The 13,972-nt window shown below is 67.5% G+C and carries 10 protein-coding genes; 5 read left to right on the top strand and 5 right to left on the bottom strand.

Features of this window, described 5'->3' with window-relative positions:
- Positions 1-339 precede the first annotated feature (339 nt).
- Positions 340-648, top strand: coding sequence for a hypothetical protein (locus AB7E83_RS10155; protein ID WP_428568635.1), 309 nt, complete (start codon positions 340-342; stop codon positions 646-648).
- Here AB7E83_RS10155 and AB7E83_RS10150 read toward each other — a convergent pair.
- Positions 623-1,855, bottom strand: coding sequence for a L,D-transpeptidase Cds6 family protein (locus AB7E83_RS10150; protein WP_428568633.1), 1,233 nt, complete (start codon positions 1,853-1,855; stop codon positions 623-625). The two genes, AB7E83_RS10155 and AB7E83_RS10150, sit on opposite strands and share 26 nt — an antisense overlap.
- 2 nt (positions 1,856-1,857) lie before the next feature.
- Positions 1,858-2,139, bottom strand: a complete 282-nt coding sequence (locus AB7E83_RS10145) for a hypothetical protein (RefSeq protein WP_428568631.1) — start codon at positions 2,137-2,139, stop codon at positions 1,858-1,860.
- 55 nt (positions 2,140-2,194) lie between these two features.
- On the opposite strand from AB7E83_RS10145, the gene AB7E83_RS10140 reads away from it, so the two are divergent.
- The 3 genes from AB7E83_RS10140 (at position 2,195) to AB7E83_RS10130 (ending at position 5,485) form a co-directional block, all read left to right on the top strand.
- Positions 2,195-2,479, top strand: a complete 285-nt coding sequence (locus AB7E83_RS10140; RefSeq protein WP_428568628.1) for a hypothetical protein — start codon at positions 2,195-2,197, stop codon at positions 2,477-2,479.
- Between the two features lie 11 nt (positions 2,480-2,490).
- A complete protein-coding gene (locus AB7E83_RS10135) occupies positions 2,491-4,443 on the top strand; it encodes a glycosyltransferase (RefSeq protein ID WP_428568625.1) in 1,953 nt (650 codons plus the stop codon).
- Between the two features lie 61 nt (positions 4,444-4,504).
- Positions 4,505-5,485 (top strand): MDR family oxidoreductase, encoded by a 981-nt coding sequence (locus AB7E83_RS10130; protein ID WP_428568622.1) that lies wholly within the window; start codon positions 4,505-4,507, stop codon positions 5,483-5,485.
- On the opposite strand, the gene AB7E83_RS10125 is transcribed toward AB7E83_RS10130, so the two are convergent.
- From AB7E83_RS10125 to gspF, 3 genes are all read right to left on the bottom strand, one after another.
- Positions 5,472-6,860, bottom strand: a complete 1,389-nt coding sequence (locus tag AB7E83_RS10125) for a tetratricopeptide repeat protein (protein WP_428568619.1) — start codon at positions 6,858-6,860, stop codon at positions 5,472-5,474. The genes AB7E83_RS10130 and AB7E83_RS10125 overlap by 14 nt on opposite strands.
- A gap of 73 nt (positions 6,861-6,933) precedes the next feature.
- Positions 6,934-7,833 (bottom strand): 5'-nucleotidase, encoded by a 900-nt coding sequence (locus tag AB7E83_RS10120; RefSeq protein WP_428568616.1) that lies wholly within the window; start codon positions 7,831-7,833, stop codon positions 6,934-6,936.
- Positions 7,834-9,051, bottom strand: a complete 1,218-nt coding sequence (gspF, locus tag AB7E83_RS10115) for a type II secretion system inner membrane protein GspF (protein WP_428568613.1) — start codon at positions 9,049-9,051, stop codon at positions 7,834-7,836.
- Positions 9,052-9,318: 267 nt separating this feature from the next.
- On the opposite strand from gspF, the gene AB7E83_RS10110 reads away from it, so the two are divergent.
- The coding region (locus tag AB7E83_RS10110) for a beta strand repeat-containing protein (protein ID WP_428568611.1) at positions 9,319-13,972 on the top strand (4,654 nt) is incomplete at its 3' end.

The raw sequence follows: 13,972 nt of genomic DNA, 5'->3' as shown, positions 1-13,972 counted from the left end.
GAGCGTCTAGATCCGGCCCGCGCGTACGGGCGGCATCATCGTGTACATGATGATCCGTCCCTCTGTTCTCACGGCCGCGAATGCGACGCGGATTCTCAGACTCGGCGAGAAGTCGGGAGGGGCGCTGCCCCACGCGGCGCCGGGGCCAAGCGCGGCGACCCAGGCCGGACGAGTCCGTCAAGTGTGGGTCGCCAGACAGCTGACCGGGCCTCACATCGCTCTCCTTTTCACGCGGGGCGACAGGAGAAATACGGTTTCAACGAAGCCGAAGGGTTCGGGCCCGTCAAGGGCTACGCCGGCTACGGCGTGTGCGAGGGCAGATGGCGCAGGGAGCGCCCGATGGTGGAAGCGGAATTGGTCGACCTCGGGGAACTCAAGTCGCCCGAAGACGCGCAGAAGCTTCGGAACGCGACCGCAGCGCTGGTCGGTGTGAAATTCGACCCACGAAGCGTCGAGGGCCTCAACTGTGTTCACGGCCTCGCATCGGTCGTCGCGGAGGTCATCCCTTCGGCCCCGCGCCTCAGCCCCGGCGGCTATGTTTCGGCTGAAACGTACATGGAGATGCTGAGCGCATCACAGGCGCGTCAACGCGCGGCGCTTGCGGCTGAGCCGCCGGATGCGCTCAGCCCCCCGTCGTCTCCCGAGTGATGCGCCAACGCTGTCCGTCGCGGGCCATTTCGAGGGTCTTCAAGTCGGTGAGGACGAGGCCGTCGGCGGCGTAGTTCTGCCGGAACTTGACGATGGCCGTGGCGCCGTTCAGTTCGACGGAGACGTCGCTCACGTTCACCGCGATCCGGGACTTGCCAAGGATGCGCTGACGGCGCTGTTCCTCCCACGCCTTGCGCGAAGCGAGGCCGGCGGGACGGAAGTCCGCGCTGTACGAACTGAAATAGCCCTCCATGTCGCGCAAGGACCAGGCAGAGGCCCATTGCGCGAGGGCGTCTTCGACGCCGCGTGTCTCGGACGACGATTGCCCCAACTGAGCGGAGTCCGGAGATTGCGCCGGCTGCCCTGGCCGCGAAGACCGAGTGGATACGGAAGCAAGTGCAAGGCGCTCGGTGGCCGGCTTCGCGTTCCGTGGAATCGGGGTTGCCGCGCGTGGGGGATCGGACACCACGCGCACGAAGACCGGGGCTTGCGCCATCGACATCGGATCCGGTGTCCGCGCGTCGGGCAGAGACGTCTGCGATGTTTCTGCCGTCATGCGCGCGGGAGTCGGTGCGGCTGCCGGGGCGTCCGGTGCGGTCGCAGCCGTCGCGGCCGTCGCGGGCGAAGCCGTCATGTGAATCGGCGCCTGCGACACCGCGATGCCGAACGCGGGCGCCGAGCTCAAGGCCGCCGCAGGCATGCCGGGCGCCGCGACCAGATCGCGCAGCAGGGCGAGCTTGGGCCGCACGCGATGGTTGTTCGCGTCGAGCCCCGCGGCGCGCGCATAGGCTTCGCCGGCGAGCCGTGCATGAACGTCCCCCAGGTTCTCGAGCGCCGTCGAGTACTTCGAACTGCTGCGCACCGCCAGCTCCAGCGATGCACGGGCGCGGTCGAGCTGCTCCTGGCCCGCATACAGAACACCGAGATTGTTGTGCGGCTCGGGCAGCTCGGGATAGTCCTCGGTGAGCGCGAGGAACACGGTCATGGCCTCGCCCGTGCGCGAGCTTTCGGTCAGCGCGACGCCTTTGAGCAGGCGCATGCGCGGATCACGCGGGTTGCCGGCCAGATGCTGCTCGGCCTGGGCGAGCGCTTCCTGCGTCTTGCCGGCGCGCAGGAGCGCGTCGACATTGCCATACGCATCGGCCCATGAAAGAAGGGGCAGGCAGCACAGTGCGGCTGCAAACAGCGGGGTGCGGCGGGCGATCATGTTCAACGCTCCCGGAAAGCTTCGTCGAGGCGCAGGACCGGCTTCAGCAGGTAATCGGCCACGGTGCGCTGCCCCGTGAGAATGTCCACCGTCGCTGTCATGCCCGGAATGACCGGCAACTTGTCGCCCTTGTGCATGAGGTGCGAGTTTTCGGTGCGAACGAGCACGCGGTAATAGGTGTCTTCCTCGCTGCGGCGATCGTCCTTGAGGGTGTCCGGGCTGATGAACTCGACCTGGCCTTTGAGGGTGCCGTAGGTCTGCGCGTCGTACGCCGACATCGACATCGCCCTCGACACCTGGCCCTACAACGGCGGCACGACCACCTACCAGGCGCTATGGATGGGCGTGCCGGTGATCACGCTGGCCGGCGAGGGCTTCTCGCGTCGCATGAGCGCGAGCATCCTGCACAACATCGGCCGGCCGGAGTGGGTGGCCGAGACGCCCGACCAGTTCGTGCGCATTGCGAGCGACCTCGCGAGCAAGCGAGTCAAGCTGCTCACTGCCAAGAAGAATTTGCGCGAGCGCATGCAGGCCAGCCCCGCGCTCGACATCGACCAGTACGTGCGCGATCTCGAGGGGCTGTACCGGATGATGTGGCAGGACTGGTGCGCCCGTGGCGCCTGAGCCGGCCGGCCATGCGCATCCTGCTCGTCAGCCATACGAGCCATCTGGGTGGTGCGGAGCAGGCGCTGCTCAACCTGCTCGACGATCTCATTGCGCTCGGTCACGAGCCGACAGTGATGCTCCCCGAGAATGCGGGCGTGCTTTTCCAGCGGGTGCTGGGCATGAAGAAAGCCGGGTGCGTCGTGTTTCCCATGCCCTGGTCTGTCCCGACGCCTTCGCGACTCTTCGCCGAAATCGGGACGTCGACCACCGACGAGGTCGAGGCGCATCTGCGCCAGCGCGGCTGCGACCTCGTCATCTCCAACACGCTGGTCATCCTGCACGGCGCGGTGCTCGCCGGGTGCCTGGGCGTGCCGCACATCGCCTGGTCGCACGAGTTGGTCGTGAACCGGAGCATCCTCGCCACGGCGGGGCTGCCGAGCACGGCATACATCCGTCAGCTGCACGCCGTGTGCGACCACATGCTCTGCTGCAGCGGGGCAGTCCGCGCCGAGATCGTCGCCGCGGCGCCGGAGGCCAGGACGACGGTGCTCCTTCCGTTCCGCGAGCGCGGGAATCCGGCGCCTTCGGCGGAGCGTGAGGGCACGCTCCGCCTGGTCTTCGTCGGGGGCATTCTGCCGCGCAAGAACCTGGCGTTCGCCATCGTCGCCGTGAAGGCCTTGCGGATGCGTGGCGTCGAGATCGGGCTCGACGTGTTCGGCGGCGGTGGGCCGGATGAACAGCGGGTCCGCGAACAAATTGCTCGCCTGGGGCTGGCGCCCCACGTAGTCCTTCACGGTTTCGTGACCGACTGGATCGGGCGCGTTCGGGGCCGGCCGATTCACCTGATCGCTGCCACGCACGAACCCTTCGGCCTGACCGTGCCCGAGTCGCTGCGCGAAGGCATTCCGGTGGTCGCGTCCATGTCCGGCGGACCGCAGGAGATGCTTGGCGAGGCGTACCTCTACGCACACGGCGACCTGGACCGCGCGGTGCGGATCGTCGAGTCGATCGCCGCGGACTATCGGACGCACGCGCGGGCGGCGCGCGAGCGCTATCGGGTACTGGCGCCCGCGTTCGGAGCGGCGCATCAACGGCAGGTCGTGCAGCAGGTTCTCGCCGCCGCGGCGCGCGACTACCGTGCCAAGCAACTCGACCCCTATCTGGGGACGATGTTCAGCGATGCGCTTCGCCTCAAGCGCCTGCCCCGGAGCGCGCTGGTGGCGAACATCGCGGCGGTGATCGGTGACGACTCCGCCTCCGTCGAGGCTCGAATCGCACTCGAATCGCGCCAGCCGGGCGCCGCGGTCCAGGCCGATTGCCGGACTTACGACGTGGTGCCATTCGCCATGTCTGCGCAGATGAAGTCTCTCTATGCCGGGGGCTCGGGCTTCGTCCTCGAACTCGCGGCCACCTACGACTCACCGCCGCGGATGCTGATGGCGGCGTTCATCATGACGCGGCTTCTGAACCTGCAGTCGGTGCGGGACGACGTCCGGCTTCGTGTGCTCGCCGTCGGCGACGGCCTGGGATTCGACGCGATGCGCATCGCAGGCTGCGGGTTCGACGTCGATTGCATGGACTATGACGACTCGGTCACGGCGCGCGTGGCGCGGGCCAATATCGCGTCGTTCATCGCCGCTGCGCAGCCGTTGCCTGGCGCGGTCCGCATGATTGCCGAGGCGCAAGCCCGATCCGACTACAACGCAGTGATCTGCCTCGAAGTGCTCGAGCACGTGAGCCGGCCCGGAGAGATGCTCGCGGGCCTGGCTGCGCGCCTCGTTCCCGGTGGATTGGCGTTCATCTCCGAGTGCTTCGACGGCGTGCGCGAGTTCTGGCCGACGCATCTTCACGAGAACGAGGCCTTGGCCGGCACACTTCCGCGCATGGGCGAGGCCGTCGGGCTGGACTACGAAGGCATGCCGCTAGAGCATCCCGGCAAGCCTCATGTTTTCGTGAAGCGGAGCGCGGACACTTCGGCGTGACGGTCGGCGCGCCGACAGCGCGTATCCTTGAAGGCATTCCATTTCTTTCCCGGACGCTCCGATGTTCCAAGCCCTCGTCCTCGATAAATCCCCCGACTTCTCCGCCACCCTCCGCGAAGTCGACGACACCTTCCTCCCCGAAGCCGACGTCACCGTCGACGTCGACTACTCCACGCTGAACTACAAGGACGGCCTCGCCATCACCAACAAGTCGCCGGTGGTGCGCAGCTGGCCGATGGTCGCGGGCATCGACGGATCGGGGACGGTGGCCGAGAGCGCATCGCCGGAGTGGAAGAAGGGCGATGCCTTCATCCTCAACGGATTCGGCGTCGGCGAGACGCACAAGGGCTGCCTCGCCGGTCGGGCGCGCCTCAAATCGCAATGGCTGGTGAAGAGACCCGCGGCATTCACCGCGAAGCAGGCGATGGCGTTAGGCACGGCGGGCTACACGGCGATGCTCTGTGTGCTCGCGCTCGAGCGCCATGGCCTGAAGCCTGGCAGCGGTGGCGAAGTGCTCGTCACCGGCGCCACCGGCGGCGTCGGCTCCGTCGCCATCGCACTGCTCTCGAAGCTCGGTCACACGGTCGTCGCCGCAACAGGCAAGGCGTCCGAAGAGCCCTACCTCAAGCAACTCGGCGCAACGTCCATCATCGACCGCAACGAACTCTCCGCGCCCGGCAAGCCCCTGCAAAAGGAGCGTTGGGCTGCCGTCGTCGACGCCGTCGGCAGTCACACGCTCGCGAATGCCTGCGCGCAGACGCGCTACGGCGGCGCAGTCGCGGCCTGCGGGCTCGCGCAGGGCATGGACTTTCCCGCGTCGGTCGCGCCGTTCATCCTGCGCGGCGTCGCGCTGCTGGGCATCGACGGCGTGATGGCGCCCCGTGCGCGGCGCGAAGAGGCGTGGTCCCGCCTCGCGCGCGATCTCGATGTTGGGAAGCTCGACGCGATCACCACCGAAATCGGCCTCGACGAAGCCGTCGCCGCAGCGCAGAAGCTGATGGCCGGCCAGGTGCGCGGCCGCATCGTCGTCAGGACGCGATAGCGCGAAGGGCTTCGGCGGCCTCGGCCACGGGTGGCGCCCACTCGCCCAATCGAGGTTGCCGGAACACGCGCGCCGACGGATACCACGGACTATCGCTGCGGGCCACGAGCCAGCGCCAGCACGCGTCGAATCGCGACAGCACCCACACCGGTCGGCCCAGCGCGCCCGCGAGATGTGCGACCGAGGTGTCGCATGTGATGACGAGATCGAGATTCGCCACCAGCGCCGCCGTGTCGGCGAAGTCGTGGATGTCCGAAGTCATGTCGCGAAGACGCGGGCCATACCACTCGGGATCGCGCGCGAGTTCGCCGATCTCGGCCGCCGCATCCCCCACCTGCAAGCTGAAAAACTCCACGCCAGGAATCGCGCCGAATGCCTCGAACATGCGCAGGCGCAGCGAGCGGCGCAGGCTGGTCTCGAATTCCTCGCGCATCGTTCGCGGCGGACTCGCGCCGGCCCATGCCAGCCCCACGCGCAGCGGCGACGCGCGCTCGCCCATGCGGCGTGACCACACGTCCACGTCGCTCGCGTCGGCGTGCAGGTAGGGCTGTGACGGAATCGTCTGCAGCAAGGTTCGGAACGCGAGCGGCAGGCTCATGAGCGGGCAATGGAAGTCCGTCGCCGGCCACGGCGCGGATGCGTCCACGACTTCGATCGCCGGATGCAGCGTGCGCAGCAGCTTCACCAGCGGCGCCGGCACGCGCAGGACGACACGTGCGCCGTACTGCACGACCAGGGGCGCATAGCGGCAGAACTGGATCGTGTCGCCCAGGCCTTGCTCGGCGATGAGCACGATGGATTTGCCGCGAAGGTCTTCCTGTCCACGCCAGGGGCGGGACGGCAGGTCGTTGACGAATCGGAACTCGGGGACCTGAAGCCGCCACTCGTACTGCGCCCATCCGCGCGCGTAGTCGCCGAGCGCGAGCCGCACGAGCGACGCATTCCAGTTCGTGCGCGCGTCGTCGGGCTCGAGTGCCAACGCGCGATCGAGCGCCCCGAGTGCCTCTTCGTGCTCGCCGAGTGCGGCCAAGGTGATGCCTAAACCGTTCCATGCCTTCGCGAACGTTGGCGAGAGCCGCACGGCCGTCGCATAGGCCTCGCGAGCCACGGCAAGCTGTCCCAGCCGCCGTGCCGCGACACCCCGGCGCAGGTGCGCGATGGCCACGCCCGCCTCGATCGCGCAGGCGCGCGAGAGCAGGTCGAACGCCTCTTGCAGCTGGTCGTTCTCCAGGCGCACGGTGCCCAGCAGATGCAGCGCATTGAACGACGACGGATCCCGCTCGATCATGCGCTCGCACAGCGCCGCCGCGACGTCGCGCCGTCCGGCGTTGTACGCTTCCAGTGCCGCTTCGATGGTAGGAGGTGGGTTCGACACGCCCGCAGATTAGCAGCCGGCAGCGTCGTCCATGGCGAAGGAAAGACCCCGGTCTCAGCCGAGGCTTCCGCCGCTACACCGCATTCGCAATTCCGCTCGCCACATGCCCCGCCGGCACATGCCTTGCCGCATGCGCCACATGCCGCGTCTGGTCGTCGAAGAAGAAGTCGGGTTCGAATTCGCGCAGGAACTCGCCCTTGTCCAGGCCGCCGAGGAACATCGCCTCGTCCACGTGGATCTTCCAGTCCATCAGCGTGCGGATCGCGCGTTCGTGCGCGGGCGCGCTGCGCGCGGTGACGAGCGCGGTGCGAATCCGCATGGAAGGATTCGCCGCGCTCTGCAGCCGGTGCAGCGCGGAGAGCAAAGGCTTGAACGGCCCGCCGGGCAGCGGCTGCGCGGCCTTGCTCGACTCGTGCATCTGGAAGGCCTCGAGACCCTGCGCCTGGAACACGCGCTCGGCTTCGTCGGAGAACAGCACCGCATCGCCGTCGAACGCGATGCGCACTTCGCTCGGGTAGTTCGTCCCGGCCAGCACCGACTCGGTCAGCACGCGCGCCGCCGGGAAGCCCGCGGCCAGCGCTTCGCGCACATCCTCGGCATTGGCCGACAGGAAGAGATGCGCCCGCAGCGGCCGCAGGTAGCCGAACGGCGGCCGGCCCTGCGTGAACACGCCGCGCGACAGCTGGATTTCCGCGGCCTTGGCCGAGCGGAACACGCGCATGCCCGACACGGGGTCGTTGCGCGAGAGGATGACGACTTCGACGCGTTGCGAACTCGTGCCGTTGAATGCGAGCAGCTTGCGGATCAGCGAGAAGGCGATGCCCGGCGTGGCGGGGTGGTCGAGCCGCTCCAGCTGCATGCGCATGTAGCCCGCCGCATCGCCGCTTTCGAAGACGCGGTTCTCTTCCTCGAAGTTGAAGAGCGCGCGCGAGGAGATCGCGACGACCAGCTTGTCATCGAGGGAGACGGACATTCATCGCACCCATTGGTTGAGCTGGATGATCGGCAGCAACACCGCGAGCACGATCAGCATGACCACGAGGCCCATGGCCACGATCAGCAGCGGCTCGAGCAGCGTGGCGAGTTGCATCGCACGCCGCTGCACTTCGGCCGAGAGCTGGGTTGCCGCGCGCTGCAGCATGGCCGGCAACTGGCCGGTCTGCTCGCCCATGCGCGCAAACATCGACAGCAAGCCGGGGAATCGCTTCTTCTGCGCGAGCGCGGAGGCGAGCGGTGCACCTTCGCGCACGAGAACCAAAGCATCCATGGCGTCGGCCCTCATCGCGCGGTTGTTGAGCGTCTCCGCGGCGGCCTGCAGCGCGCGCAGGATCGGCACGCCGGCCGCCGCGAGCATGGCAAGCGTGTTCGCGAACTGCGCGGCGTTGTAACCGCGCGCCAGCCGGCCGAGCAGCGGGAGCGTCAGGAAGCCGGCGTCGAAGCGTTCGCGGAACGCGGCATTGCGCAACATGCCGCGCAAGAACACCCCGGCACCCACACCCGCGACCAGGATGATCCAACCGTAATTGCGCACGAAAGCACTCATCGCGAGCATCGCGGTCGTGAGGAAGGGCAACGCCCGCTTGGTGCCGGCAAAGACGTTCGCGACCTGCGGCACGACATAAGTGACCAGGAAAATCACGATGGCGATCGCGACCAGGGTCACGATGCCCGGATACAAAGCAGCGCCGATGAGCTTGGCGCGCAGCGCCTGCTGGCTCTCCAGGTCGTCGGCCAGGCGCTCCAGCACCAGGCCAAGCTGGCCGGTGTGCTCGCCGGCGCTCACGACCGCCACATAGATGTCCGTGAATTCGCGCGGAAAGTGCGAAAGCGCCGTACCGAAGCTGGCCCCGCCATTCACCTCGGCCCGAAGCGCCGCCACGATGTGTCGCTCGCGCTCATTCTGAGCCTCATCGGCCATGGCTGTGAGCGCACGCTCCAGCGGCAAGCCAGAGCTGACAAGGCCTGCGATCTGCCGCGTCCAGATTGCGAGGTTGGTTCCGTTGAAGACAGGACGCTGAAATCGGGACCCCGCATCCCCCGGCTTCTGGGACGACTCGACCGCGGCCACGGACATCGGCACCAGCGCCTGGGCGCGCAACTGGCCCCGCGCCGCCTTGGCCGTGTCGGCCTCCAGGATGCCCTTGCGGGTGACGCCCTGGGCGTCGAGTGCTTCAAAGGCGTAGGCGGGCATGGCTCGGCAATTGACGGATTAAGCGGGCACTGGCGACTATGTCACACCCGTACCACAGGTCAAGTTACAGGTGGTTGCAATTTACGTTGCAATCTGTTGCAGCGTTGAGCAAGATAGGGGGTCACGAGACTTTCGTATGGGTCTCGCCGGAGTGTATCGATGTCGAAGAAGCCGCCCAAGTCCCCGAAAACGCCCAAGTCGTCGAGCTCGCCAGGTTCGCCCAGGCCGGCCCGATCCCGTTCCCGCCTGCTGGCGCTGGAGCCGCGGGTGCTGTTCGACGGGGCGATGGTCGACACGCTGGGGGCGGCGTCGAAGCAGACCGACGCCGTCGAGGCCAACAAGCCCGCAGCGGCGGATCATGCAGCCGAGGCGTCGCCTGCCGTTGAGCATGGCCCAGTGCCTTCGCGCGCCGAGGCGGAAAAGGCGATTTCGAATCTGCTCGTCGACTTTGATCGACTTGGCGAGCAAGACGCCAAAGCGCTGAAGGCCGCTGTCGATCGGGTCGACGCCATCCTTAAGGCATTCGCGGAGTCCGAGCAGTACGCCGAGGTGATGCTCGAAGTGTTTGGCCGGGCCGGAACGGATGCCGCGGAGTTCTCGGCGGCGCTCGAGTCACTCCGCACGAAGCTCGCCGGCGGAGGCTTGGGTATCGAGCTCGTCGTGCTCAGCGCAAAGGACATGCAAGGGGCGGCGGCTGCCTATACCTCGAACTCGCACATCGGAATCGAGGCCATCTACGTCAGTGCCGATTGGCTCGAACTGGTGACGCCTTCCGGAGTCGGCGATATTCTGCTCGAGGAGCTGGGACACGCCATGGACCAGCGCCTGAACGGCGGGCGTGACAGCTCCGGTGACGAGGGCGAGTATTTCGCGGCCCTGTTGCGAAACGAGCCGTTCACACCGGAGGGATTGGCCCGGGTAGTCGCGGAGGACGATTCCGGTACGCTGCAGATCGGCGACAAGTCGGTCGCCGTCGAGTTCGCGTCGCGACAGATCACGCAGATTACCGACAATTTCGGCGAAGAGTCGTCGACCCATACGTCGAGCGGGACGACCTTCTACACGGACGACCAGACGCCGACGGTTCGAGTGGCACTGGCGGGCTCCGGCGTCGGCACTGTGGTTCAGATCCGCCGTACGACGGGCACCGACACCACGGTGGGCACCGGCACCGTCACCGCCACCGACGATGCCAACGACTACATCGACATCACGCTGACGACATCGTTGGCCAACAACACGGCGCATGCCCTCGCGGCTCGCACCGGAACCAGTGGTGGCGTCGGTACCAAGTGGAACCTCGTAGTCGAGAATACCGCGCCGACGAAGACCGTCAGCGGCATCGACATCTCGAACGACTCAGGCACGTCGAACAGCGATTTCCTCACCAACGCCACGTCCCAGACCATCACCGCGACACTCAGCGGCTCATTGAGCGCGGCCACTGCCACGGCCGGCGCCGAGCGGCTCTGGGGCTCGGTGGACAATGGCACGACCTGGACGGACATCACAGGGTCCGTCAGCGGCACCGCCGTCAGCTGGACGACGTCGCTGCTCAGCGGCGCCAACACCATCCAGCTGCAGGTGCGCGATACGGCGCTCAACCGCGGCACCGCTGCGACTCGCACGTACACGGTCGATACCACGGCGCCGAACGCGCCCTCGATCACGTCGGTAACCGACAACGTCGGCACGATCACCGGAGCCGTGGCGAGCGGCGGCAGCACGGACGACACCGTCCTGGTGGTTCGGGTCAGCCTGACCGGCACCAACGCCGTGGCGAACGACCTGGTTCAGTTGCGCAACAGCACGACCGCTGTTGGCTCGGCGGTCACGCTCACCGGAACCGACATCAGCAACGGCTACGTGGACATCACCACGCCGACGTTGACGAATGGCACGACTTACGCATTCAACGCCATCGTCACGGACGTGGCAGGCAACGCAGGCGCCGCGGCGACGAATCACACGGTCACGGTGGACACCACGGCGCCAACAGTGTCGAGCGTCGCGATCACGAGCGCGACCGGCGCGCAGGCGAGCACGCTGAATGCGGGCGACGTTGTCAACGTGACGGTCACGATGAGCGAAGCCATGGCGGTGACGGGGTCGCCGACATTGACCTTGCAGGTCGGCTCGAATGCGCGCACGGCGGCGTACAACGCGGGTGCCAGCAGCGGCTCGGCGCTGGTGTTCAGCTACACGATCCAGGCGGGCGACACGGACACGGACGGCATCGCGCTGAACGCCAACGCGCTGGGACTCAACGGCGGCACGATCCGCGACACGGCCGGCAACACGGCCACGATCACCCATGCGCTGGTGGGGGCGAACGCGTCGTACATGGTCGATACGACGGCGCCGACGGCGCCGACGGCGGTTCTCGCAAGCGACACTGGCACGAGCAGCTCGGATGGCATCACGAGCAACGGCCAAGTCAACGTCGCCAACCTCGAAGGCGGTGCGACCTGGGAATACAGCACCAACTCGGGCGGTGCGTGGACCGCGGGGAGCGGTAGCAACTTCACGCTGAGCGCGGGCACGTACGCGGCGAACGCGGTGCAGGTGCGGCAGATCGACGCGGCAGGCAACGTCGGCACGGCGGTGCAGCTGGGCGAGATCACGGTCGACGCCGGCGGCCCCACCGTGTCGAGCGTGGCGATCACGAGCGCGGCGGGCGCGCAGAACAGTACGCTGAATGCCGGCGACACCGTCACCGTCACGGTGACGATGAGCGAAGCGACCACCGTCACGGGCACGCCGGAGATCGCGCTGGACGTGGGCGGCACCGGCCGCACGGCAAGCTACACGGGTGGCAGCGGCACGACGACGCTGACGTTTGCCTACACGGTGCAGGCCGGCGACACGGACGCGAACGGCATCTCGATCGCGGCGAACGCGCTGGCGCTCGCAGGGGGGACGTTCAAGGACGCCGCGGGCAACGATGCGGCGCTGGCGCACGGCGCCGCATCGGACAACGCCGCGTACAAGGTCGATACGGGCGCGCCGACGGCCAGCGTGGAGAACGCGAGCGTTCCCAGCACGGGCCAGGTCCTGGTGCAGTCCAGCGAGCTGGGCACGGCTTACCTGGTGAGGTCGACGGTCACGGTGACGGACGAGGCGAGCATCGTGAACGCCGCGGGGAACCTGTGGAACGCGGTGGCGATTGCCGCTGCCAACACCGACACGGCGCTGGCGGCGACGGGCCTCGTGGACGGCACGTACAAGGTCTACACGGTGGACGCGGCAGGCAACGTGAGCGCGGCGTCGGCGAACACGGTGACGGTCGACAGCACGGTTCCCACCGTCACGGGCGTCGCGATCACCGGCGCAACCGGAGCGCAGGCGAGCACGCTGAATGCGGGCGACATCGTCACGGTCACGGTGACGATGAGCGAGGCAACCACGGTCACGGGCAGTCCGCAAGTGGGCTTGAACGTAGGCGGCCAGACACGGCAAGCGGTCTACGCAAGCGGCTCCGGCAGCGCCAGCCTGGTCTTCGAATACACGGTCCAGGCGGGCGACACGGACGCCAACGGCATCTCGGTGGATGCGAACGCACTGGGGCTCAACTCGGGCACGCTCAAGGACGCGGCGGGCAACGACGCGACGCTCACGCACGCCAGCGTCGCCGACAACGCGAGCTACACGGTCGACACGACGGCGCCGACGATCGCGATCACGAGCAACGTTGCAACGCTGAAGGCCGGCGAGACGGCGACGATCACGTTCACCTTCAGCGAAGACCCGGATACCAGCTTCGACGCGACCGACATTTCGGTGAGCGGCGGCACGCTGGGCGCATTGAGCGGCACGGGCCTGACGCGCACGGCGACGTTCACGCCGACGGCGGACAGCACGGCCAACGGCACGATCAGCGTGGCGAGCAGCAAGTTCACGGACGCCGCCGGCAACCTGAACACCGACGGCGGCGACGCGAACAACACGGTCACGCTGACGATCGACTCCGAGCGTCCGACGGTCGCCATCACGAGCAATGCGGCGACGTTGAAAGCCGGCGAGACGGCGACCATCACCTTCACGTTCAGCGAAGACCCGGATTCCAGCTTCGACGCGAGCGACATTGCTGTCTCTGGCGGCACGCTGGGCACGCTCAGCGGCACGGGCCTGACGCGCACGGCGACGTTCACACCGACGGCGGACAGCACGGCCAACGGCACGATCAGCGTGGCGAGCAGCAAGTTCACGGACGCCGCAGGCAACCTGAACACTGACGGCGGCGACGCGAACAACGCGGTCACGCTGACGATCGACTCGGAGCGCCCGACGGTCGCGATCACGAGCAATGTCTCGACGCTGAAGGCGGGCGAGACGGCGACAGTCACGTTTACCTTCACCGAAGACCCGGGTTCGAGCTTCGACGCGAGCGACATTGCGGTGAGCGGCGGCACGTTGGGCACGCTCAGCGGCACGGGCCTCACGCGGACGGCGACGTTCACGCCGACGGCGGACAGCACAGCCAGTGGCACGATCAGCGTGGCGAGCAGCAAGTTCACGGACGCTGCCGGCAACCTGAACACCGACGGCGGCGACGCGAACAACGCGGTCACGCTGACGATCGACTCGGAGCGTCCGACTGTTGCCATCACGAGCAATGTCTCGACGCTGAAGGCCGGCGAGACGGCGACGATCACCTTCACCTTCAGCGAAGACCCGGATTCCAGCTTCGACGCGAGCGACATTGCCGTCTCTGGCGGCACGCTGGGCACGCTGAGCGGCACGGGCCTGACGCGGACGGCGACGTTCACGCCGACGACGGACAGCACGGCCAATGGCACGATCAGCGTGGCGAGCAGCAAGTTCACGGATGCCGCAGGCAACCTGAACACCGACGGTGGCGACGCGAACAACACGGTCACGCTCACGATCGACTCCGAGCGTCCGACGGTCGCGATCACAA

Origin of the sequence: Ramlibacter sp. (genome assembly GCF_050250995.1) — a bacterium.
Lineage (GTDB): Bacteria > Pseudomonadota > Gammaproteobacteria > Burkholderiales > Burkholderiaceae_C > Ramlibacter.
The sequence above is the reverse complement of the archived record's forward strand: the minus strand, read 5'-3'. Positions and strand labels throughout refer to the sequence as shown.